The following is a 22,850-nucleotide window of genomic DNA, read 5'->3' as shown; positions in this document are numbered from 1 at the left end:
AAGCGAGGCAGCAGATGAACGCAAGAGAGTACATGGCAAAGCACGGCCTGGATGGCGACAAGGACAAGGAGGAGGACAAGCCTCAGAGTCTGGAAGAACACGCCTGGGCACGTGCACGTGAGTCGGGCAGTCACCGCCCCCGCAGTGGCACGCCACATGACTGGGAGGACTGGGAGCGTTATCACGAGCAACTGGCAGCGGAGTCCGAGTCGCTTGCACAGAAGGTCAATCGTGACTCCCGGGTCAAGTCGCAGGACTCGACAGATGAGGATGAACCGCCACGGAAGCCATGAGTGCGTCATTCGTGTGTCACGCTGCAGGTAGACGTTGGACGAGAGGATCAGGTCACCCAATTCCACCCGCAAGGAGCAAACTATGGATATCATTCGCATCATTCTGGCCATCATCCTTCCGCCGCTGGGCGTACTGATGCAGGTGGGGGTCGCCAACAAGCATTTCTGGATCAACATCATCCTGACCTGTTTCGGCTTCCTGCCGGGGATCATCCACGCCGTGTGGGTCATCACCAAGTTCTGACCCGGTCTGGGCGACCCGGTCCGGGCCCCGTGTGGCGGGTTCGCATCCCGTGAGGCATTGCGAACTTGACCGGCTGATTCGACCGGCTGACATGATCGGTGCCGCCACCTGGCCTGGAAAGTTGAAAGACCTGAAGCCCCGTCTGACATTCGTGCAGGCGGGGCTTTCTAGTGGGCGCTCGCCGGGCAAGGCCCTTGCCCCGTGAGTCCCGCGAGAGAGGTTCGCGGCGGGAAGCAACGTGCTCATAGTCCAATGTTCAGACTTTCGCATAGCCTGCTTTCAACGCTATTCAGCGGGAGTGCCGCTTGTCGCCTTTGGTCTGCCACCGTAGGGTCAAATGGCAGTGAGAGCAGTGATCACGGGGCGGGTGAAGCCCGGTCGATCGCGGGCTTCGCGATAACAACAACATGATGGATACCACGCATGGTCATGACTGCAGAGCCCGACGCGCCGCAGGAGACCAGCTCCTGCTTCGCGATCTTCAATGATGTGCAAAAGAGCTATGACGGCGAAACGCTGGTGGTCAAGGGCTTCAATCTTGAAGTTCGGCGCGGCGAGTTCGTCACCCTGCTGGGGCCGTCCGGTTCCGGCAAGACCACCTGCCTGATGATGATGGCGGGTTTCGAAACGCCGACTCATGGCGACATCCTTCTCGACGGTACCCCCATCAACGACTTGCCACCGCACAAGCGCGGCATCGGCATGGTCTTCCAGAATTACGCCCTGTTTCCGCACATGAGCGTGGCCGAGAACCTGGCATTTCCGCTGGAAGTGCGCGGCATGAGCAAGGAAGAGATTTCCACCAAGGTGGCCAATGCACTGGACATGGTGCGGCTCGGCGAATTCGGGGATCGCCGCCCTGGACAACTCTCCGGCGGACAGCAACAGCGGGTCGCCCTGGCGCGCGCGCTGGTCTTCGAGCCGGAACTGGTGCTGATGGATGAGCCGCTGGGGGCGCTTGACAAGAATCTGCGTGAAGAGATGCAGTTCGAGATCAAGCGCATCCACCAGCGTCTCGGCGTCACCATGCTCTACGTGACCCATGATCAGACGGAAGCGCTGACCATGTCGGACCGCATCGCGGTCTTCAATGATGGCATCGTCCAGCAGCTGGCGACCCCCGAGGCGCTATATGAAGCGCCGGAGAATGCCTTCGTCGCCTATTTCATCGGCGAGAACAACCGCCTCAACGGGCAGGTCACACAGATGGAAGCACAAGACGCGCATTGCACCGTGACCCTCGACAGTGGCGAGCAGGTGCGGGCACTCAAGGTCGCCGTCAATGAGATTGGCGAGCGTACCCAGCTGTCGCTCCGCCCGGAGCGGGTGCGCCTGCTGTCCAGCGAAGAGGCAGGTGTTTCATCCCCCCCCGACAATGTCTTTACCGCCGAGGTGCTTGAGGTGATCTATCTTGGAGATCATCTGCGCACGCGAGTGGCGGTATGTGGCAGTGACGAATTCATCATCAAGACACCCAATGCCGAAGGCTATCCACCCTTGCGGCCCGGACAGACATTGCAGGTCGGGTGGGATGCCTGCGATTGCCGAGCACTGGATGCCTGACGACAGCACAGGAGACGAACGCAGGCCTTACCCGAGAGAGCAACAGCACGATTCGCGACAAGAGTGCAGTACAACAACAAGAATTCAGGGAGATTCACCCATGTCAGTGATCAATCGATTCATCTCTTCACGTCGCATCGCCCAGGTGTCGCGTTCCTGCGCAGGGGCCAGCATGCCACTGCGTGCCGCTCTGGTCGTGGCGGTCGCCACGGCAAGCCTTGGCGCCACCGCGGCTCAGGCCGAGACACTCAATATCGTGTCGTGGGGCGGGGCGTACAGTGAAAGCCAGCTCAAGGCCTATCACGAGCCATGGGAAGAGAAGAGCGGCGATACCGTCGTCAATATCGACAAGTCGTCCAATGCGCTCTCGGGGCTGCGTGCCCAGGTACAGGCAGGCAACGTCACCTGGGATCTGGTCGACATGTTGCCCAGCGACGCGCTGATCGCCTGCTCCGAAGGGCTGATCGAGCCGCTGGACCCGGACACCCTGTTCGCGGCAGCGCCGGATGGAACACCGGCCAGTGAGGATTTCATCGAAGGCTCGCTCAGTGAGTGCTTCGTGCCGCAGATCGTCTATTCCAACATCGTGGCCTTCAATACCGAGATGTTCCCCGAGGACAAGCAGCCGGATTCCATCGATGATGTCTTCAATCTCGAGGAGTTCCCCGGCAAGCGTGCGTTGCAGAAGAAGCCGATCAACAACATGGAATGGGCACTGGTCGCTGATGGTGTGGCACCGGAAGAGGTCTACGACATGCTGGAGACCGATGAAGGCATCGAGCGTGCCTTCGCCAAGCTCGATACCATCAAGGACAGCGTCATCTGGTGGGAGGAGGGTGCCCAGCCGCCGCAGCTGCTGGCGGACAAGGAAGTGGCTTTCGCCTCTGCCTACAACGGCCGTATCTTCAATGCCGAGGTCAACGAGAAGCAGCCCTTCGCCATCGTCTGGGATGCTCAGGTGTTCGAGCTGGACGGCTGGGTCGTCCCGACCGGCAAGCTCGACAAGGTCAAGGATTACCTGATGTTTGCCACCGACACCCAGCGTCTGGCGGATCAGGCCAAGTACATCTCCTACGGCCCGGCACGTACCTCGTCTGCGGCGCTGGTCTCGACCCACGCCGACACGGGCATCGACATGAAGCCGCACATGCCGACCTACGGCCCCAACTTCGAGACCGCCATTCCCAAGGATGACGAGTTCTGGGCCGACAACCTCGATGAGCTGAGCCAGCGCTTCAACGCCTGGCTGGCACGCTGATTCCGCACTGACCCGATGGCCCCGGTGGCGCACGACCGCGCGCCGGGGCCTTTTTGATCATGCCTGATCGCCCGGCAGTTCGTGCTCGTCCCCGCCTTCACGTGCGGGAATCGGCTGACGGCTCAGGCATCCTCGGATAGCCGATCAAGGAGTGCAGGATGAGCGATTCCTCCGCCCCGGCCACGTCCGGAAGCGCAGAACATGACCCCAATGGAGCCCCCGGCGCGGCACTGACCACCGCCGACGGCGTGCCCCTGAAACAGAGTCTCAATCGTGCCATCCGCCGCAGCCGTCTCAAGGCGTTGCTGCTGGTGGCACCGCTGTTGATCTTCATCGGGCTGGCCTTCGTCATGCCCATCTTCGACATGCTGTCGCGCAGTGTCGACAACCCGGAAGTCTCCACCTATCTGCCGCGCACCAGTGAGGCGCTGGTTGACTGGGACGGCGAGGGATTGCCGGATGAGGCTACCTACGCCGCGCTGGCAGATGACCTTGCCGCGGGCCTCAAGGCGCGCAATCTCGGGCGTGTCGCCTCACGTCTCAACTATGAAATGTCGGGCATGCGCTCACTGTTCATGAAGAGTGCACGCAAGGCCGCTCGCATGGAGGCCCCTTACAAAGCGGCATTGATCGAGGCCGATGAGGACTGGCAGGACCCGGACATCTGGCGCTTGATCAAGCGCGAGTCCACGCCTTACACGGCTTCCTACTATCTGGCGGCGGTGGATCGTCAGTTCTCTCCCACTGGCGAGATCGTCGAGAAGCCGGAATATCTGCAGATCCATGTCTCGCTGTTCATCCGCACCTTCTGGATGAGCGCCGCGATCACCGGGCTATGTCTGTTGCTGGCCTATCCGGTGGCCTGGCTGCTGGCGACCCTGCCTGCCGGGCGCGGCAATCTGCTGATGATTCTGGTGTTGCTGCCGTTCTGGACTTCGCTTCTGGTCCGCACCACGACATGGATCGCGATCCTGCAGCAGCAGGGGGTGCTCAACGACATGCTGGTGGGCGTCGGGATACTCGCCGAGGAGGCGCGCATCCAGATGATCTACAACAAGACCGGCACCATCATCGCGATGACCCACATCCTGCTGCCCTTCATGATCCTGCCGCTGTACTCGGTGATGAAGACCATTCCGCCCAGCTACATGCACGCGGCGCGCTCGCTGGGTGCCGGGCCGATCACCGCCTTCCGACGCGTCTACTTCCCGCAGACCCTGCCGGGTATCGGAGCAGGCTCGATTCTGGTCTTCATCCTCTCCATCGGCTACTACATCACGCCGGCACTGGTGGGCGGGCAGTCGGGCCGCTTCATCACCAACTTCATCGCCTATCACATGCAGACCTCGCTCAACTGGGGACTGGCAGCGGCCATTGGCTCGATCCTGCTGGTCGTGGTGATCCTCTTCTATCTCGTCTACAACCGCCTGATCGGTGTCGACAAGGTCAAACTGGGGTGACAGATGGCCATACCTTCCTATGCAACACGTGGTGAGCGGATCTGGCATTGGGTGTTCTGCGCACTCTGTGCGCTGATCTTCCTGTTCCTGATCGGGCCGATCCTGGTGATCATTCCGCTCTCGTTCAATGCCGAACCCTACTTCACCTTCTCGGAGAAGATGCTGTCGCTGGACCCGGAGGGTTACTCGCTGCGCTGGTATCAGGAGTTCTTCACGTCGGATGAGTGGATGCGCTCGATCAAGAACAGCATCTTCGTCGCGGTATGTGCGACGGTGCTGGCCACGGTACTGGGCACGCTTGCCGCGCTTGGGCTTTCGAGTCGCTTCATGCCGTTTCGCAACACCATCATGGCGATCCTGATCTCGCCGATGATCGTGCCATTGATCATCAGTGCCGCGGCGATGTTCTTCTTCTTCTCGAAGCTGGGGCTGACGCAGACCTATCTGGGCGTGATTCTGGCGCACACCGCGCTAGGCATTCCCTTCGTGGTGATCACGGTGACGGCGACGCTCTCCGGATTCGATCACTCTCTGACGCGTGCGGCGCACTCGCTGGGGGCAAGTCCGAGTCGCACCTTCTTCCGCATCATCCTGCCGCTGGTGACGCCGGGCGTGGTGTCCGGTGCGCTGTTCGCCTTCATCACCTCGTTCGATGAAGTCGTGGTGGTGCTGTTCATCGCCGGGCCGGCGCAGACCACCATACCGATCCAGATGTGGTCCGGTATCCGCGAGGAGATCAGTCCGACGATTCTGGCGGTGGCCACGCTGCTGGTGCTGGTCTCGATCCTGCTGCTGACGACACTGGAGCTGATTCGCCGTCGCAATGAGCGCCTGCGCGGCCTGACGCCGAGCTGACTCCCTGTCCTTGAGTGCTGAGTGTTAGGTGCTTGGTAGCGGTAAGAAATGTGAGTCGTGTGAAACGCCCGTGCCCCCGCAGAGTCTGTCTGCGGGGGCACGGGCGTTTCAGGGCCGGGGCTTGAGGAGAAGCCTGCTGCGTCAGGCCGCGCCGAGTCGCTTGTAGAGCGTGGTGCGACTGATGCCCAGCTCCCGAGCGAGACGCGAGACGTTGCCGCCCAGCGCGTCCAGCGCGCTCTGCAGCTCCTCGGCACTGGAGAGGTCATGCAGCGGGGGCAGGGGAGGCTTCTCGGGCGGCAGCATGGCGCAATGTTGTGCATGCGATGCGCTGCTGAATTCGCCCGACAGCATCACGTGGCACGCTTCAAGAGACGGCCCATCGCACAGCGCCAGTGCCAGACGCAACACATTGTCCAGCTCACGCACGTTGCCCGGCCAATCATGCTGCATGAGACGGTTCAGGAAATCAGGGGTGATGCGTGGCAGCTCGCGTTGCTGCTCCCGGCACAGCCGTGTCAGCAGGGCATGGCTCAATCCAGCCATGTCCTGGCGATCGCGCAGTGGCGGCAGGGCGATGCTGGCGCCACACAGTCGGTAGTAGAGGTCCGCCCGGAAGTGACCTGCCTTGACCAGCTCGCTGAGAGGCTGATGGGTGGCGGCCACCAGTTCGAAGTCGACCCGCTGCGGCTTGCCGCCGCCCAGCGGGGTGACTTCACGCTCCTGCAGCACGCGCAGCAGACGCGCCTGGACATGCAGTGGCATGTCGCCGATCTCATCCAGAAACAGGCGTCCGCCATTGGCCTCGATCAGTCGGCCCTCGCGCCCCGCAGGGTCGGCACCGGTAAAGGCGCCGCGCCGATACCCGAACAGCTCAGCCTCGACCAGCTCATCGGGCAATGCCGCGCAATTGATGGCGACCAGTGGCTGATGGGCGCGATGACTGGCCTGATGCAGCGCCTTGACCACCTCTTCCTTGCCGACACCTGTCTCGCCCTGCAGCAGCAGTGGCAGGCGAGCGTTCACCAGCCGCACCAGCAGTTCGCAGACTCGGGCCCAGCCGGCATCGCCATGATGCAGGCGCGCAAGGCTCGGATGGCAGGCAGCGGCCTGAGTGGCCAGCGGGCCTGTTCGCTCATCGGTGGGGTGAGTGGCTGGCGCGCGTGCCTGAATGCGTGGCCTGGGCAGGACACCGCACAAGGCGTAGCCCGTGAAATGCGGGTGTTGCGAGAGCGTCAGGCACTCCGCGTCATCAAGCTGGGCCAGCGGTGCCCAGTCCAGCTGCCAGCGAGACAGGGGCTGGCCCAGCAGCAGGTGGATGTCATCGCGGGTGGCGCAGCTGTCGCTGTCCACTGCATTGGCCGCGCTGTTCGATGCATTGGCTGCGCTGTGAGATGCGTTGTCTGCGCTGTCGGAGGCGGGCGTGAGTTCAAGGTGAGCCGCCAGCAGCTGCAGTCCCCGGCGACTGGCAGCCGCGACCTGACCTTGCGTCGTGATGGCCAGCAGGGCGGCGCTGGGCGAATCCAGCTGCGAGCGGTTGAGATGCAGGCGCAACAGGTGATGGTCGTGCCCGTGGGCCTCGCTCAGACGGCGTTGCTCGATGTCATCCGCCAGTACCCCGAGCATGCCGAGGCTGTACTGGCGGACACGGTAGGGGTCGCAGATCAGCCCCAGGCAGCCCTCGCAGGCACCGGGTGTCAGCCCGCGGTGGCTGCTCCAGCTGGCGGGCGCCAGCAGGGCGGCACTGGCACTGGCCAGCCCCTTGAGGCACTCGGCGTCATGCGCCTCGAGCGCGATGCGCGCCAGACGATTGGCACGCGGTGCATTCAGGGTCTCGGCGATGGCGTTGTGACCCAGCGACTCCTCACGCCAGCGCGCGCCGGGGTGCAGCAGGGTGGCGTCATTGCCCAGCAGCTGGTGATGGCCGTAGCTTGCCAGCACCACGCCGTCGCGGTCGGTCAGTACCAGACACGCCTGCCAGTGATCGAGCAGGTTAAGGGTATGACCGGCCACCGCTGACGCCACCGTCGCCATCAGGCTGGCGGCCTGACGCTGACGCCAGACGAGCTCTTCCGGCGGACACACCAGTGAGGAATGCTGAAGTGCCACGGGAGCAGCGGCGGGATGGGGCGTGGAGTGAGCTGGGGTGGCGGCGGTGTGGTTATCGACGTGGTTATCGACGTGGTTATCGACGTGGCTGGCGGAATGATGGCGTGCTGTCATGAGACATCCCTTGTGCGGCGGGCCTTTCAGGCCTCTGTTGTTATTGATGCTGTTATCGGTGCTGTTATCGGTGCTGTCATCGATGCTGTTTTCGGTCTTGGGGAGTGTTCACGGCAATGTTCACTTGTGCGTGGCGAGTGTTCAGTTCCGAGGACTCCAGTGTTCAGACACTGTTCATCAGAGTAGCGGCAGACGGGGTGGTTGACGGGCTAGACCATGGTCTGCCCCTGCCTTGGTCGCATCTGGCAAGTGACTGAATGATCAACGAAAGAGGGCGATCTGGCGGTATCCGATGGCTGGCAGAGGGTGTCGGTGGGCACGGGATTGCGCGCGGCTGGCACAGGGTTCGCTAGATGAGAGTCACCAGGTGGGTATGAACACTCGGCAGTGGTTGGCCGTGTCCCTGCCCCGATGACTTTCACCAGACGAGACAGCGCCATGTCCTTGAGCCTTGAGGCGGTCACCCGCCGGGTTGGCCGCGAGACCCATATCGACAGGGTGGACCTGACCTTCGAGCCCGGCTCCTTCAATGTGCTGCTGGGACGCACCTTGTCCGGCAAGACCTCACTGATGCGCCTGATGGCAGGCCTCGATGTGCCCAGTGATGGGCGAATCGTGATGAACGGCGAGGACGTGACCGGCCGCCCGGTGCGCGAGCGCAATATCTCGATGGTCTATCAGCAGTTCATCAACTACCCGAGTCTGAGCGTCTACGACAACATCGCCTCGCCGCTGAAGCTGGCGCGCATGGCGCCGGAGGAAATCCGTCGCCGCGTGCACGAGATCGCCGAGATGCTGCATATCGAGCAGTTCCTCGCGCGTCAGCCGGCGGAGCTCTCCGGCGGTCAGCAGCAGCGTACGGCCATGGCGCGGGCGCTGGTCAAGGATGCCGACCTGGTGCTGTTCGATGAGCCGCTGGTCAATCTTGATTACAAGCTGCGCGAAGAGCTGCGCCACGAGATGCGCAGCCTGTTCGCGACCCGCAACACCATCGCCGTCTACGCCACCACCGAACCCGGTGAGGCGCTGGCGCTCGGTGGCACCACTACCCTGATGCATGAAGGGCGGGTGCTGCAGTCCGGGCCTACCGAGGCCGTCTACCATCATCCGGTGAGTGTCGAGGCGGCGAAGCTCTACTCCGAGCCGCAGATCAATCTGTTCGAGGCCGAGGTGCGTGGTCGTGAACTGGCGTTCTCCGGTGCCGCCAGTGCCGGCGAGCAGGGCAGCCGGTTCGTGCTGCCCACACCACTGGTGGGGCTCGAGAGCGGGGCCTATCGCTTCGGTATCCGTCCCAGTCATCTGGGGTTGGCGCCGCTGGCCGACGATGATCTCGAGTTCGCCGTCACGGTGGATATCGCCGAGATCTCCGGCTCCGAGACCTTCCTGCATGTCAGCAATGCCGACCACTCGCTGGTGCTGCATCTGTCCGGCATCCACGACTTCGCCGTGGACGATGCCATTCGTGTCTATGCCCCCGCCCACAAGCTGTTCGTCTTTGCGGATGACAAGGGCCGCGCTGGCGGTGAAGTGGCAGGCCCGAGCGGCGACGGGGCACTGATCCGCTCGCCCGAGCGACCCACCACGACTGGCGGAGGGCTGGCCTGATGGCGGAAATACACCTCAATGATCTGGCGCACAGCTACCTGGCGGCGCCTGCGGCTGACAGTGACTACGCCATCCGGCGCATGAACCATGTCTGGCAGCAGGGCGGTGCCTATGCGCTGCTCGGCCCGTCGGGCTGTGGCAAGAGCACGCTGCTCAACATCATCTCCGGGCTGCTGGCCCCCTCCGAGGGCGAGGTGCGCTTCGATGATCGCGTGGTCAATCGGCTGCCGCCGGAAGAGCGCAACATCGCTCAGGTGTTCCAGTTCCCGGTGGTCTACGACACCATGACCGTCTTCGACAATCTGGCCTTCCCGCTGCGCAATCAGCGCCAGCCGGAGCACAAGGTGCAGTCTCGGGTACGTGAGATCGCCCAGGTGCTGGAGCTGGAAGACCTGCTGACGCGGCGTGCCAGCAACCTGACGGCCGACGAGAAGCAGAAGGTCTCGATGGGCCGCGGGCTGGTCCGCGATGACGTGGCCGCCATCCTGTTCGATGAACCGCTGACGGTCATCGACCCCCACCTCAAGTGGAAGCTGCGGCGCAAGCTCAAGCAGATCCATGAGCAGTTCAACATCACCATGGTCTACGTCACCCATGACCAGCTGGAGGCCTCGACCTTCGCCGACAAGATTGCGGTGATGTATGAAGGCCGCATCGTGCAGTTCGGTACCCCGCGCGAGCTGTTCGAGGACCCCGCTCACACCTTCGTGGGCTACTTCATCGGTTCGCCGGGCATGAACCTGGCCAGCATCACGCTGGAATCAGAGGGCGTGCGACTCGGGACGGGAGAGGATGCGCCCTTGCTGCACCTTCCACGGGCGCTGCTGGCGACGCTTGAAGAGCGCAAGGGCGAGCTGAAGCTGGGCATTCGCCCCGAATTCGTCGAGCTCGAGGCCAGCGACAGCTCACCCGCTGCGGCGGTTTCCGACACCCGCGAGCATTGGCTCAGTGGTCAGGTCACGCTGGTGCAGGATCTTGGCACCTACAAGGTAGTGGATCTCGACATCGGCGGTGGCTGCATCTTCAAGGCACGTATCGAGGAAGATGCGCCTATCCCTGCCGGGCGTGTGCGGCTGCGGCTACCGGCCCGCTGGCAGCGCTTCTATCTCGATGAGCATCTGCTGGACCTGTCACAGGCCGGCGCGCCCGACAGCGGCGAGGCGGACAGCTTTGCCAGAGGGGAAAGTGGAGAGCAGCCGGGAGGAAACGCCTGATGCAACGCACACACAACAATCGCGCCTGGTGGCTGGTGCTGCCGGTGGTCATCGTGGTGGCGTTCTCGGCCATCATCCCGATGATGACGGTGGTCAACTACTCGGTGCAGGACATCTTCGATCCCTCCACACGCTTCTTCGTGGGAACCGAATGGTATCGCGAGATCCTGCGCGACGAGCGCCTGCACGACTCGCTGGTTCGCCAGTTCGTCTATTCCTTCGCGGTACTCGCCATCGAGATTCCGCTGGGGATCGCCGTGGCGCTCTCGATGCCGCGCAAGGGCTTCATGGTCTCGCTGTGCATGATCCTGCTGGCCCTGCCGCTGCTGATTCCCTGGAACGTGGTCGGCACCATCTGGCAGATCATCGGGCGTGAGGATATCGGGCTCTATGGCTGGGCGCTGGGGCAACTGGGCATCGATTACAACTACGCCTCCAATCCGGCCGACGCCTGGGTGACGGTGCTGGTGATGGATGTCTGGCACTGGACGTCGCTGGTGGCACTGCTGTGCTACTCGGGGCTGCGCGCCATTCCCGATGTCTACTATCAGGCCGCGCGCATCGACCGTGCCTCACCCTGGGCCGTGTTCCGCTACATCCAGCTGCCCAAGCTCAAGAGCGTGCTGCTGATCGGCATCATGCTGCGCTTCATGGACAGCTTCATGATCTACACCGAGCCCTTCGTGCTCACCGGTGGCGGGCCGGGTACCACCACGACCTTCCTGTCCCAGACCTTGACCCAGATGGCGATCGGCCAGTTCGATCTCGGACGCGCCGCTGCCTTCTCGCTGATCTACTTCCTCATCATCCTGCTGGTCTCGTGGCTGTTCTATACCGCCATGACCCACCAGGACAGTGACGACGCCTGAGGAGACGAGTGATGAAAACACGCAAGCGTCTGGTAATGACGATCTACCTGCTGTTTCTGCTGGTGCCGATCTACTGGCTGTTGATCATGTCGTTCAAGTCGAATCAGGAGATTCTCGGCGGCCTGACCCTGTGGCCCGAGAACTTCACCTTCGACAACTATCGGGTGATCTTCACCGACCCCAGCTGGTACATGGGCTATGTAAACTCGATGAGCTATGTGGTGCTCAACATGGCCATCTCGCTGACGGTGGCACTGCCGGCGGCCTATGCCTTCTCGCGCTATCGCTTCCTGGGTGACAAGCATCTTTTCTTCTGGCTCTTGACCAATCGCATGGCACCGCCGGCGGTCTTCCTGCTGCCGTTCTTCCAGCTCTACTCCTCGGTGGGACTGTTCGATACTCCGCTGGCGGTGGCACTCGCGCACTGTCTGTTCAACGTGCCGCTGGCGGTCTGGATTCTGGAAGGCTTCATGTCCGGCGTGCCCAAGGAGATCGATGAGACGGCCTATATCGATGGCTACAGTTTTCCGCGCTTCTTCCTGACGCTGTTCATTCCGATGATTCGCCCGGGCATCGGGGTGACCGCCTTCTTCTGCTTCATGTTCTCGTGGGTGGAGCTGTTGCTGGCGCGAACCCTGACCTCGACGGAGGCGAAGCCGATCGCGGCGGTGATGACGCGAACGGTCTCGGCCTCGGGCATCGACTGGGGCGTGCTGGCCGCCGCCGGCGCCCTGACGCTGATTCCCGGCATTCTGGTGATCTACTTCGTGCGCAATCACGTCGCCAAGGGCTTCGCCCTGGGTCGGGTGTGAGCGGCGGCCAGACGAGCGCCGCTGTCATTGCCGCCAGCGAGTCGCTGCTGACGGCCTACAAGAGGACATGATGATGGAATGGATGGCCTGGACACTGCCCACGTCACTCTTCTTTGCCGGTATCGGCACCCTGCTGCTGGGCATGACCGCCTGGCAGTTCGTGACCCCGACGCTGAGTCGCCAGGGCTTTCTGCCCATCGCGACCACGCGTGGCGACAGACTGTTCATCGGCCTGCTCTCCAGCGGCTGGCTGCATCTGCTGTGGCTGGGCTTCACTGATCAGGTGCTGTGGATGATCAGCATCGTCTGTGTCGTCTGGATGCTGGTGTTGATGAAGTGGGGATGAGGTGAGGGTGAAGTGAGGGGGGATGAGAAGAAACGAGAGGTGAAGAAACGAGAAGTGAAGTGAGATGTCGGGAATGGGTGTGAGCGTTGACGACGGGCAGCGTCGCCCGTTGGCAACAGGGAACCCGAGGTGCTGACAGGAGTCCCAAGCGGTTCTGACTGGCCAAGCCAGTGTCATCTGTCATCGCTCTGGAACCCTGCTGCATGTCGTCTACCGAATCCTCGCGTCATTCGTCTACCACTGACTCTGTTTCTTCCGGCAGGAAAAGCCGTCGTGTCATTCGTGCCGGGCTGACAGGACTGGGCCTCGTCTGTGTCGTTGCCATCGGCTGGTGGGTCACGACTCCCGTGTCGGTGGAGGATCAGCAGGGCGGAGCTGGCGAGGGCCATTCTTCAGAGGGCCATACTGCAAGTGGCGGGCAGCAGGACAAAGGGCAACCCCCCTTGTGGCAGGCGTATCAGCGAGTGTGGCAGGCCAATCAGGCGCTGCCGGCAGACAAGCGCGAGCCGCTGCCCTTGCCGGACTTCTCGCAAGCTGGCTATCACCAGGGAGGAGAACCCCCGGCGGCGTTGGCGACGGGAGCCAATGCACAAGAGGCGCGGAAGCGGGAATCAGAGTCTCGCAGCGTCAGGCGCTTCGATGTCACGGATTATGGCGCTGATGGCACGGACGACGTGAGTGACCGAGAGGCGGTACTGCGCGCCCATGCCGCGATGCGTCGTTGGCAGCAGCAGGGCGAGCATGATGCGGACAGCCCTCAGCGGCACGGGGTGCTCTATTTTCCTGCCGGTGACTATGTGTTGTTCGGCCCCGCGGAGCGCGACTGGTTCTATGCACGGATGATCGCGCTCAAGGCGGCAGTCCCGGATGAGGCGCGCCAGCAGACGCTGCGCGAGGCATTGCTCAAGATGCAGGGGCTGAGCCTGGCCGGCAGTCATTGGACACTGGCGGGAGACGGAAGCGACAGGACCCGTCTCAAGCAGACCCGACCGATGCTGCCGTTGCACGCCAGCTGGTACTGGAGCACGCCCTGGTTGCTGCATCTTGGCAATCTGGAGGAAGGCAGGACGCTGGCCGAGGGCGGGAGTCAGGAAGCCTGGCAGCCGATCGCCGCGACGGCTCGCGTGCAGCCTGCCGATACGCAGGACACGGTGACACTGGCGGGCGTGGCACAGGCGTCATCGCTCAAGGCGGGGGATGAGGTATTGCTGGAGAGCATCGACAAGCGCCCGCAAGCGGTAGCACGTGCTCTGGCACCCTATCAGATGGAAAAGGAGGCCAGAACCGGCAAGTCGCGCTGGCTGATCGAGCGGGATGGGGTGGTCAAGCGCGCTCGCTACCGTGTGCTGGCACGAGAAGGCAATCGGCTGACGCTGTCGTTGCCCGTGGTGCACGAGCGCTTCCCCGGTGAGCAGTGGCGTATCGCGCGCATCCACCCGGCGCATGAGGTCGGGGTCGAAGGCATCACGCTCAAGGGCAACTGGCGAGGGCATTTCAAGCATCACCGCAGCGCCGAGGACGACAGCGGCTTCGGCCTGCTGGATCTCGATGGCATCACCGATGGCTGGGTGCGTGATGTCCGGCTCGACAGTTTCAATCAGGGAGTGAAGGTGCGCCACAGCTCCCAGGTGACGCTCGAGGACGTGAGGATGACCGGCAAGCCGGGGCATATCGCGATGACGATCAGTGACAGCAATCAGGTGCTGGCAAGGCAGGTGGTCGACCAAAGTCATGCCTGGCATGCGCCCGGCGTGGCCCGCTACGCGACCCATAACGTCTACCTTGAACTGGAGCATGGCGGTGACAGTGGGATCGAACTGCATGGTCAGCAGCCGCGGGACAATCTCTTCGACCGCAAGCGAGGCGGCCATGTACGTGACCGCTGGGGCGCCAGTGTCGGCCATCAGCCCAATCATCTGCGCGGGCTGGTGCTGTGGAATCCGGTCAATACCGGCAAGCCGCACGATGCCTGGCCCTTCATGCGCGCCGACTCACACTTCGGCAAGGTGATCATGCCGACGGTAGTGGGCGCCACCGGCCGCGCGCTGGGCATCGCCAGTCGCCATGATTACGAGCGGGTGATGAACGCCAAGGGCGTGACGGACTACCCGCAGCTTGAGGCGCTGGACAAGCTGCAGGCGCGAGTGGAATCCCCCGGCGAGGCCGTTGAGCCAGCTTCGCTCTATCGTGCTCAACGCGCGCTGCTTCGCGAGACGCACCCGTGACCCGGAAAGCTTGAATCCGTCGGGCATCTGGCAGACGGACTGACAGTCAGATGCCCGGCCAGCCGAGCAGCAACGCAGCAAAGGCAAGACAGCGTACCCGGAACGACAGGAGGACAAGCAGTACCGGCAGGAGACACGCGCGGCATATCGCGCCGCGCGACACGTGATTGACGGAAGTGGTTGTTGGACGACGCGACACAACAATAACGCCAATGAAGGGACATCCCATGAGTCAGCACATCATTCGACCCGCACGCCTGCGTTACGCCATCGCCTTCGCCACGGCGGCGGGGCTCGCAGGTCTTTCCAGTCAGGCCATGGCCGATCAGTATCAGGATGCGGCAAGGAAGTGGATCGACCAGGAATTCTCACCCTCCACGCTGAGCAAGGACGAGCAGATGTCCGAGCTCGAGTGGTTCATCAAGGCCGCCGAGCCGCTGCGCGGCATGGAAATCAAGGTGGCCTCGGAAACCCTGACCACCCATGAATACGAGTCCAAGGTGCTGGCCAAGGCCTTCAGCGAGATCACCGGCATCAAGCTGACCCACGACTTGATCCAGGAAGGCGACGTCATCGAGAAACTGCAGACCCAGATGCAGTCCGGGCGCAACATCTACGATGGCTACGTCAATGACTCCGACCTGATCGGCACGCACTTCCGCTATGGCAAGGTCGTGCCGATCAGCGACATGATGGAAGGCGACGGCAAGGCCTTCACCTCGCCGACCCTGGATCTGGATGACTTCATCGGGCTGGATTTCACCACCGGCCCGGATGACAAGCTGTATCAGCTGCCGGACCAGCAGTTCGCCAACCTGTACTGGTTCCGCGCCGACTGGTTCGAGCGTGAAGACTTGAAGAAGCAGTTCAAGGACAAGTACGGCTACGAGCTGGGCGTACCGGTCAACTGGTCAGCCTATGAAGACATCGCCGACTTCTTCACCAATGACGTCAAGGAAATCGACGGCAAGCGGGTCTATGGCCACATGGATTACGGCAAGAAGGACCCGTCACTTGGCTGGCGCTTCACCGATGCCTGGTTCTCCATGGCGGGTGCCGGCGACAAGGGCTTGCCCAACGGCCTGCCGGTGGATGAGTGGGGCATTCGTGTCGAGGAATGTCAGCCGGTGGGCTCCTCGGTGACGCGTGGCGGCGCGGCCAATGGCCCGGCGGCCGTCTATGCCACCACCAAGTATGTCGACTGGTTGGGCAAGTACGCACCGCCGGAAGCTCAGGGCATGACCTTCTCCGAGTCCGGCCCGGTGCCGTCCCAGGGCAACATCGCCCAGCAGATCTTCTGGTACACCGCCTTCACGGCTGACATGACACGGGATGGCCTGCCGGTGGTCAACGACGACGGCACGCCCAAGTGGCGCATGGCGCCGTCACCGCATGGCCCGTACTGGGAAGAGGGCATGAAGCTTGGCTATCAGGACGTGGGTGCCTGGACCTTCTTCGACTCCACGCCGGAGAAGAATCGTCACGCCGCATGGCTTTATGCGCAGTTCGTGACCGCCAAGACCGTCTCGCTCAAGAAGACCCTGGAAGGCCTGACGCCGATCCGCGAGTCGGATATCCAGTCCCAGGCGATGACCGATGCCGCGCCGAAGCTGGGCGGTCTGGTCGAGTTCTATCGCAGCCCGGCACGGGTGCAGTGGTCGCCGACCGGCACCAACGTGCCGGATTATCCGAAACTGGCCCAGCTGTGGTGGCAGTACATCTCCCAGGCCGCCAGTGGTGAAGCCACGCCGCAGGAAGCGCTTGATGGCCTGGCCAAGGCGCAGGACCGCATTCTCGAGCGTCTCGAGCGCGCCAAGGTGATGGACAACTGTGGGCCGAAGCTCAACGAGGAACGTGATGCGGAGTACTGGTTCGCCCAGCCGGGTGCGCCGAAGGCCAAGCTGGACAACGAGAAGCCCAAGGGCGAGACCATCGCCTATGACGAGCTGCTCAAGAGCTGGAAGGAGTGATCTCGGCTGGCGCGTCATTGCGCCACTGAGCAGGCTCCTGAATGACCGCTGCAACGACAACGCCCCTGCCGGTTACCCGGCAGGGGCGTTTTTTTGCCAGAGCGATCAGCGACAGCGTTTCATCACTGCCTCATTGCTGGCTCTCAATCGAGACTCTCAATCGAAACTCTCAATCACGGTAGAGGTCGATGCTTGGGCAGGAGCAGATCAACTGGCGATCGCCATGCACGTTGTCGACCCGGTTGACGGCCGGCCACTGCTTGGCCGCCTTGACGTGCTCGCTGGGGAAGGCACCGATCTCGCGGGAATACCCACGATCCCATTCGGCGTCCATCAGGTCCGCCTGGGTGTGCGGCGCGTGCACCAGCGGGTTGTCTTCCAGGGTCCACTCGCCTTGCTCGACACGGGCGATTTCGGCGCGAATCGCGATCATCGCCTCACAGAAACGGTCGATCTCGTAGAGCGACTCGGACTCGGTGGGCTCGACCATCAGCGTGCCCGCCACCGGGAACGACATGGTCGGGGCGTGGAAGCCGTAGTCGATCAGGCGCTTGGCGATGTCTTCCTCGCTGATGCCGGAAGCGGCCTTCAGCGGGCGGATATCGATGATGCACTCATGCGCCACGGTGCCGTTCTTGCCGCGATAGAGCACCGGATAGTGCCCATCGAGACGCGTGGCGATGTAGTTGGCGTTGAGGATCGCAAGCTCGGTGGCCTCACGCAGCCCCTGCGCACCCATCATCTTGATGTAGGCCCAGGAGATCGGCAGGATCGCCGCGGAACCGAAGGCGGCGGCCGAGACGGCGGTGCATTCCGGCTTCACGCCTTCCAGCGGGGTGACCACGTGGTTGGAGACGAAGGGTGCCAGGTGTGACTTGACGCCGATGGGGCCCATGCCCGGACCGCCGCCACCGTGGGGAATGCAGAAGGTCTTGTGCAGGTTGAGGTGCGAGACATCGCCGCCGAAGTCACCCGGACGGCAGATGCCGACCTGGGCGTTCATGTTGGCGCCGTCGATGTAGACCTGACCGCCGTGATCGTGGACGACCTGACAGGCCTCGCGCACGGTTTCCTCGAACACGCCGTGGGTGGACGGGTAGGTGATCATGATCGCGGACAGCTTGTCGCTGTGCTGCTCGGCCTTGGCGCGTAGATCATTGATGTCGATGTTGCCGCTGGCATCACACTCGACCACCACCACCTTCATGGCGGCCATCGCAGCGGAGGCCGGATTGGTGCCGTGGGCGGAGCTGGGAATCAGGCAGATGTCGCGCGCACCTTCACCGATGGACGCCTGGTAGCGACGGATCGCGACCAGTCCCGCATATTCCCCCTGAGCGCCGGAGTTCGGCTGCATGGAGATGGCGTCGTAGCCGGTGATCTCGACCAGGAAGGCCGACAGCTCATCGATCATCTGCTTGTAGCCGACCACCTGATCCGAGGGTGCGAAGGGGTGGACGTTGGCGAATTCGGGCCAGGTGACCGGAATCATCTCGGTGGTGGCGTTGAGTTTCATGGTGCAGCTGCCCAGCGGAATCATCGCGTGGGTCAGCGACAGGTCCTTGTTCTCCAGGCGCTTCAGGTAGCGCAGCATCTCGGTTTCCGAGTGATAGCGGCTGAAGGTCGGGTGAGTCAGGAAGTCGCTGTCACGCTGACAGGCCGCCGGAATCGCGCTTGCGCCCTTGGCCATCAGGTCCTGGTCCAGCGCGGCGACGGACAGGCCGTGCTCCTCGCCGAGCAGCACGTCGAACAGCACGCCGACGTCAGCGGCGGTGGTGGTCTCGTCGAGGTTGATGGTGATGCGGCCATCGCCGTGGTGGCGCAGGTTGATCTCGTGGGTCAGCTCGCGACCATGGATCTTGCCGGCATCCACGCCGGTGACGGTGATGGCATCGAACCAGCTGTCGTGGGCCAGTGTCATGCCGCAGCGCGTGACGCCCTCGGCGAGAATGCTGGTCAGGCGATGCACCCGGGTGGCGATGCGCTTGAGGCCTTCGGCGCCGTGATAGACGGCGTAGAAGCCGGCGATGTTGGCCAGCAGTGCCTGAGCGGTACAGATGTTGGAGGTCGCCTTCTCGCGGCGGATGTGCTGCTCGCGGGTCTGCATCGCCATGCGCAGCGCCGGATTGCCGCGCGAGTCCTTGGAGACCCCGATGATGCGGCCCGGAATCGAGCGCTTGAGCTTGTCGGTGGTGGCGAAGAAGGCGGCGTGCGGGCCGCCGAAGCCCATCGGCACGCCGAAGCGCTGGGAGGTGCCGACGACGATGTCGGCGCCGAGGCTGCCCGGCGACTTGAGCAGCACGAGGCTCAGCAGGTCGGCGGCCACCACGGTCATCGCGCCATTGGCGCGTGCCGCGTCCAGCAGCGGTGCGAGATCGCGTACCTGACCGGTATTGCCCGGATACTGGAACAGGGCGCCGAAGATGTCGTGCTCACCGACCTTCTCGGCAGCATCGATGACCAGCTCGAAGCCGAAGTAATCGGCACGCGTGCGCATGACGTCCAGCGTCTGGGGCAGGACATCGTCGGCGATGAAGAAGCGATTGCTCTTGTTCTTCTTGTTGCCACGCTGACACAGCGCCATGGCTTCGGCCGCGGCGGTGGCCTCATCCAGCAGGCTGGCATTGGCCAGTTCCATGCCGGTCAGGTCCATCACCGCCTGCTGGAAGTTGAGCAGCCCTTCCAGACGGCCCTGGGCGATTTCCGGCTGGTACGGCGTATACGCGGTATACCAGCCCGGATTCTCCAGCACGTTGCGCTGGATGACCGCCGGCAGGTGGGTGTTGTGATATCCCTGGCCGATATAGGTCTTGAATACCTTGTTCTGACGCGCCAGGCGCTTGAGATAGTCCAGTGCCTCGGATTCCGTGCGCGGCCCTTCGAGGTCCAGCTCGCGTCCCAGACGAATGGCCGCCGGCACGGTGCGGTCAATCAGCGTCTCGATGCTGTCTTCACCCAGTGTCGCCAGCATGCGCGTGACATTGGCGGCAGTCGGGCCATTGTGACGGGAAATGAAATCATCGTGCCCGGCTAGCTGGGCCAGGGTAAGCGTCTCGTGAGCCATGCAAGGAATCCTGTGCTGCAACGGGAACTGCAAGTGACAGTCCGGGGGAGGAACATCGCCTTGCCGGCGCAGGAGGGCGGGCAGGGCGTCGGGAATCGTGAAGCCTCGGCTGGGGGGCGCCGAGCCAGCGTACTACCGGGTGAGACGGGCAAGCGGCCTCCAGCCATGTGACAGCGCTGTCTCGGACAGCGGCTGGAGGCCAACCGTGATCAGGCTTCGCTTTCCACCAGCTGGGTGTAGGCGTCCGCGTCGAGCAGCTTTTCCAGCTCGGCGCTGTCAGCGACCTTCATCTTCAGAATCCAGGCATCGTCATAGGGGCTTTCGTTGACGGATTCCGGCGCGTCTTCGAGGCTCTCGTTGACGGCGATGACTTCGCCGGCCAGCGGCGCGTACAGATCAGAGGCCGCCTTGACGGACTCGATGACACCGAACTCTTCTTCCAGCGCCAGTTCGCGACCGATTTCCGGCAATTCGACGAAGACGACGTCGCCCAGCGCTTCCTGAGCGTGGTCGGTGATGCCGATGGTCACGGTACCGTCACCGTTGTCCTGAACCCACTCGTGACTCTCGGTGTACTTAAGCGTGGCAGGAATGTTGCTCATGAGTGTTTTCCTATGTGAAAAGATTTTCTGATTCAGGGAATCGTTGCGCCATTATGCACGAAGGTCTCGACACGTGGCAGTAGCTGAGCGCGGCGTGCCTCTACGACTTTTGGCGAGTGGCAAGCGAGTTGCCCTCTTCATCGTGGTCCGTCGTGCTCCGGGCGTCCAGTGTCTCGCATTGCCACGCCCGGTCTAACTGCGCCATGGCGCGAAGGTATCAGCGCACAAGGCCCATGAGTGCAGGGTGCAGACCGTTTTTTCTCCGCTGGAAGTCAGTTCTCCAGGTCCTCATTCTCTGACGGGAGGTGGGTTTCCAGCGAGAATCTGATGCCACTTGCCTGCGCTTGCGAGCCCTGTTGAGTCGAGGTAGAGTGTCGCCTGTTTCGTATTGGAAACTTGTTTCCCATGTTGTGTCCAGATTCACGTGCTGTCAATGGTGTCGCAGGCAGCGACACCCACATTCGCTGAGAGAAGCTCCTTCACGCTCTGATGATCAGGCGTGTCCTGATGGCAGGCATCCCCGAGCGCCGGCGGAGCGTGCCTGTCGTCACGGGACTGCCCGCGAGAGGTGTGTGGGAAGACGCGGGAGAAGCTCAGGTTGCCGGCACAAGGGAAAGAGATATCCACTGAGTGACGCCCATCAACGGGCTGAATCCCTCAGGCGATTGACACATTTTCATGATTTTTGCGTGACGTTTTGCTCACATTCCAGCGTAAAGCCCTGTTGGGGTAGTGAAGACTGGAAGCTTCCGCTAATGTGAGCTGTCCGTTTGGCGTGCTGGCCGGTTGACCGGCTGGCCAGACGGGATTTCCGATGTGTCTCTCCTCGCATCGAGTCATAACAACAATTCAGCGGAGGAAATCTGCGTGGAAATGATCAGTTCTCTCTTTACCGCCATCAATGGCGTGGTGTGGGGCCCGGTGATGTTGATCCTGCTGCTCGGGGTCGGCTTCTATCTTCAGGCGGGCCTCAAGGGCATGCCGATCCGCAAGTTGGGTACCGGCTTCAAGCTGCTGTGGAGCGGGCGCGCGCCCGGCAAGGATGGCGATGGTGAAATGTCGCCGTTCAATGCCCTCATGACATCACTCTCCGCTACCATCGGTACCGGCAACATCGCGGGTGTGGCGACGGCGATCGCGCTGGGTGGACCGGGGGCGATCTTCTGGATGTGGATCACGGCGCTGGTCGGCATGGCGACCAAGTACGCCGAGGCCGTCTGTGCGGTGCGTTATCGCGAAGTGGATGACAACGGCAACCACGTCGGTGGTCCGATGTACTACATCCGCAACGGACTGGGGGCCAAGTGGGGTTGGCTGGGGGGCGCCTTTGCCTTCTTCGGCTGCTTCGCGGCCTTTGGCATCGGCAATACCGTGCAGTCCAACTCCGTGGCGGATGCCCTGGAAACCTCGTTTGCCATTCCGCACTGGGCCTCCGGTGTCGTGATGATGGTGCTGGCAGGTGCGGTCATCCTGGGTGGCATCAAGCGCATCTCCAGCGTGGCGGGCAAGCTGGTGCCGTTCATGGCGATTGCCTACTTCCTGTCGGGCATCGTCATTCTGGTGATCAATGCTGACCAGATCGGTCACGCCTTCGGCCTCATCTTCACCTACGCCTTCAATCCAGTCGCGGCGACTGGCGGCTTTGCCGGTGCGGCGGTGATGGCGGCCATCCGTTTCGGTGTGGCGCGCGGTATCTTCTCCAATGAAGCCGGCCTGGGCAGTGCGCCCATCGCCCACGCTGCCGCGCAGACCAAGAACCCGGTACGTCAGGGGCTGGTCGCCATGCTGGGCACCTTCATCGATACCATCGTCATCTGCACCATCACCGCGCTGGCCATCATCACCTCCGGCCTGTGGTCTTCTGGTGAGACGGGGGCGGCGCTGACCTCCATGTCCTTTGATCAGGCCTTGCCGGGTGTCGGCAACCATCTGGTCGCGATCGCGCTGGCCGTGTTTGCCTTCACCACCATCCTTGGCTGGTCCTTCTATGGCGAGAAGTGCTTCCAGTACCTGTTCGGTACGCGCGCCATCATGCTGTATCGCATCGTGTTCGTGATCGCGATTCCGGTGGGCGCGATGGCCAAGCTGGATCTCATCTGGCTGATGGCGGATACCTTCAATGCCTTGATGGCCATTCCGAACCTGATTGGTCTGGCGCTGCTGTCGCCCGTGGTCTTCAAGCTGACCCGCGACTACTTTGACGGCAAGGAAGTGCTGGCGGGCGAAGACCGCTGATCGCATCAGGAGTCC

At 62.7% G+C, this 22,850-nt stretch carries 17 protein-coding genes; 14 read left to right on the top strand and 3 right to left on the bottom strand.

What is annotated here, in order from left to right; all coding sequences use genetic code 11:
* Window positions 1–32: 32 nt before the first annotated feature.
* The 6 genes from QD172_RS03195 (at window position 33) to QD172_RS03170 (ending at window position 5,673) form a co-directional block, all read left to right on the top strand.
* On the top strand, window positions 33–293 hold the full coding sequence (locus QD172_RS03195) for a hypothetical protein (protein WP_240499559.1): 261 nt from the start codon (window positions 33–35) through the stop codon (window positions 291–293).
* Between the two features lie 82 nt (window positions 294–375).
* On the top strand, window positions 376–537 hold the full coding sequence (locus tag QD172_RS03190) for a YqaE/Pmp3 family membrane protein (protein WP_043334518.1): 162 nt from the start codon (window positions 376–378) through the stop codon (window positions 535–537).
* Window positions 538–966: 429 nt separating this feature from the next.
* Window positions 967–2,100 (top strand): ABC transporter ATP-binding protein, encoded by a 1,134-nt coding sequence (locus tag QD172_RS03185; protein WP_279855229.1) that lies wholly within the window; start codon window positions 967–969, stop codon window positions 2,098–2,100.
* A 100-nt stretch (window positions 2,101–2,200) separates the two neighbouring features.
* Window positions 2,201–3,358, top strand: coding sequence for an extracellular solute-binding protein (locus tag QD172_RS03180; RefSeq protein ID WP_240499558.1), 1,158 nt, complete (start codon window positions 2,201–2,203; stop codon window positions 3,356–3,358).
* 158 nt (window positions 3,359–3,516) lie between these two features.
* Window positions 3,517–4,818 carry an ABC transporter permease gene (locus tag QD172_RS03175; RefSeq protein ID WP_077372703.1) on the top strand — a complete coding sequence of 434 codons (1,302 nt, stop codon included), beginning with the start codon at window positions 3,517–3,519 and terminating at the stop codon, window positions 4,816–4,818.
* Window positions 4,819–4,821: 3 nt separating this feature from the next.
* Window positions 4,822–5,673: an ABC transporter permease gene (locus QD172_RS03170; protein ID WP_077372706.1), complete on the top strand. Its 852-nt coding sequence runs from the start codon at window positions 4,822–4,824 to the stop codon at window positions 5,671–5,673.
* 141 nt (window positions 5,674–5,814) lie between these two features.
* On the opposite strand, the gene QD172_RS03165 is transcribed toward QD172_RS03170, so the two are convergent.
* Complete coding sequence (locus QD172_RS03165; RefSeq protein ID WP_279854947.1) at window positions 5,815–7,893, bottom strand: sigma 54-interacting transcriptional regulator; 2,079 nt, start codon at window positions 7,891–7,893, stop codon at window positions 5,815–5,817.
* A gap of 438 nt (window positions 7,894–8,331) precedes the next feature.
* Here QD172_RS03165 and QD172_RS03160 point away from each other — a divergent pair, with 438 nt between their 5' ends.
* The 7 genes from QD172_RS03160 to QD172_RS03130 all read left to right on the top strand — a co-directional run bounded on the left by QD172_RS03160 (window position 8,332) and on the right by QD172_RS03130 (window position 16,934).
* Window positions 8,332–9,498, top strand: coding sequence for an ABC transporter ATP-binding protein (locus QD172_RS03160; RefSeq protein ID WP_279854946.1), 1,167 nt, complete (start codon window positions 8,332–8,334; stop codon window positions 9,496–9,498).
* A complete protein-coding gene (locus tag QD172_RS03155; protein WP_279854945.1) occupies window positions 9,498–10,712 on the top strand; it encodes an ABC transporter ATP-binding protein in 1,215 nt (404 codons plus the stop codon). Before QD172_RS03160 ends, QD172_RS03155 begins: the two co-directional genes overlap by 1 nt.
* Window positions 10,712–11,581, top strand: a complete 870-nt coding sequence (locus tag QD172_RS03150; protein ID WP_077372715.1) for a sugar ABC transporter permease — start codon at window positions 10,712–10,714, stop codon at window positions 11,579–11,581. The genes QD172_RS03155 and QD172_RS03150 overlap by 1 nt, the downstream gene beginning before the upstream one ends.
* Window positions 11,582–11,592: 11 nt before the next feature.
* The gene (locus QD172_RS03145; RefSeq protein ID WP_077372718.1) at window positions 11,593–12,393 is read left to right on the top strand and encodes a carbohydrate ABC transporter permease; all 801 of its coding nucleotides are present in this window, start codon (window positions 11,593–11,595) and stop codon (window positions 12,391–12,393) included.
* Window positions 12,394–12,466: 73 nt separating this feature from the next.
* Window positions 12,467–12,739 carry a DUF2160 domain-containing protein gene (locus tag QD172_RS03140; protein WP_043334560.1) on the top strand — a complete coding sequence of 91 codons (273 nt, stop codon included), beginning with the start codon at window positions 12,467–12,469 and terminating at the stop codon, window positions 12,737–12,739.
* Between the two features lie 203 nt (window positions 12,740–12,942).
* On the top strand, window positions 12,943–14,964 hold the full coding sequence (locus QD172_RS03135; protein ID WP_279854943.1) for a DUF4955 domain-containing protein: 2,022 nt from the start codon (window positions 12,943–12,945) through the stop codon (window positions 14,962–14,964).
* Between the two features lie 317 nt (window positions 14,965–15,281).
* Complete coding sequence (locus tag QD172_RS03130) at window positions 15,282–16,934, top strand: ABC transporter substrate-binding protein (protein WP_240499748.1); 1,653 nt, start codon at window positions 15,282–15,284, stop codon at window positions 16,932–16,934.
* 169 nt (window positions 16,935–17,103) lie between these two features.
* On the opposite strand, the gene gcvP is transcribed toward QD172_RS03130, so the two are convergent.
* Window positions 17,104–19,998 (bottom strand): aminomethyl-transferring glycine dehydrogenase, encoded by a 2,895-nt coding sequence (gene gcvP, locus QD172_RS03125; protein WP_279854941.1) that lies wholly within the window; start codon window positions 19,996–19,998, stop codon window positions 17,104–17,106.
* A gap of 209 nt (window positions 19,999–20,207) precedes the next feature.
* On the bottom strand, window positions 20,208–20,600 hold the full coding sequence (gene gcvH, locus QD172_RS03120; RefSeq protein ID WP_077372729.1) for a glycine cleavage system protein GcvH: 393 nt from the start codon (window positions 20,598–20,600) through the stop codon (window positions 20,208–20,210).
* Window positions 20,601–21,467: 867 nt separating this feature from the next.
* Here gcvH and QD172_RS03115 point away from each other — a divergent pair.
* A complete protein-coding gene (locus tag QD172_RS03115) occupies window positions 21,468–22,835 on the top strand; it encodes a sodium:alanine symporter family protein (protein WP_077372732.1) in 1,368 nt (455 codons plus the stop codon).
* Window positions 22,836–22,850: the final 15 nt, after the last annotated feature.

Origin of the sequence: Cobetia sp. 10Alg 146, from assembly GCF_029846385.1 — a bacterium.
In the GTDB taxonomy this organism is placed as follows: Bacteria; Pseudomonadota; Gammaproteobacteria; order Pseudomonadales; family Halomonadaceae; genus Cobetia; species Cobetia marina.
Note: the sequence above shows the minus strand (reverse complement) of the source record. Positions and strands in the feature narration are given on the sequence as shown.

Bases quoted from the DNA above. Each gene is read 5' to 3' on its own strand.
- QD172_RS03145 (WP_077372718.1), top strand. From the start codon at position 11,593: ATGAAAACACGCAAGCGTCTGGTAATGACGATCTACCTGCTGTTTCTG.
- QD172_RS03140 (WP_043334560.1), top strand. From the start codon at position 12,467: ATGGAATGGATGGCCTGGACACTGCCCACGTCACTCTTCTTTGCCGGT.
- QD172_RS03135 (WP_279854943.1), top strand. From the start codon at position 12,943: ATGTCGTCTACCGAATCCTCGCGTCATTCGTCTACCACTGACTCTGTT.
- QD172_RS03195 (WP_240499559.1), top strand. From the start codon at position 33: ATGGCAAAGCACGGCCTGGATGGCGACAAGGACAAGGAGGAGGACAAG.
- QD172_RS03190 (WP_043334518.1), top strand. From the start codon at position 376: ATGGATATCATTCGCATCATTCTGGCCATCATCCTTCCGCCGCTGGGC.
- QD172_RS03175 (WP_077372703.1), top strand. From the start codon at position 3,517: ATGAGCGATTCCTCCGCCCCGGCCACGTCCGGAAGCGCAGAACATGAC.
- QD172_RS03130 (WP_240499748.1), top strand. From the start codon at position 15,282: ATGGCCGATCAGTATCAGGATGCGGCAAGGAAGTGGATCGACCAGGAA.
- QD172_RS03170 (WP_077372706.1), top strand. From the start codon at position 4,822: ATGGCCATACCTTCCTATGCAACACGTGGTGAGCGGATCTGGCATTGG.
- QD172_RS03165 (WP_279854947.1), bottom strand. From the start codon at position 7,893: ATGACAGCACGCCATCATTCCGCCAGCCACGTCGATAACCACGTCGAT.
- QD172_RS03150 (WP_077372715.1), top strand. From the start codon at position 10,712: ATGCAACGCACACACAACAATCGCGCCTGGTGGCTGGTGCTGCCGGTG.
- QD172_RS03185 (WP_279855229.1), top strand. From the start codon at position 967: ATGACTGCAGAGCCCGACGCGCCGCAGGAGACCAGCTCCTGCTTCGCG.
- gcvH (WP_077372729.1), bottom strand. From the start codon at position 20,600: ATGAGCAACATTCCTGCCACGCTTAAGTACACCGAGAGTCACGAGTGG.
- QD172_RS03160 (WP_279854946.1), top strand. From the start codon at position 8,332: ATGTCCTTGAGCCTTGAGGCGGTCACCCGCCGGGTTGGCCGCGAGACC.
- gcvP (WP_279854941.1), bottom strand. From the start codon at position 19,998: ATGGCTCACGAGACGCTTACCCTGGCCCAGCTAGCCGGGCACGATGAT.
- QD172_RS03155 (WP_279854945.1), top strand. From the start codon at position 9,498: ATGGCGGAAATACACCTCAATGATCTGGCGCACAGCTACCTGGCGGCG.
- QD172_RS03180 (WP_240499558.1), top strand. From the start codon at position 2,201: ATGTCAGTGATCAATCGATTCATCTCTTCACGTCGCATCGCCCAGGTG.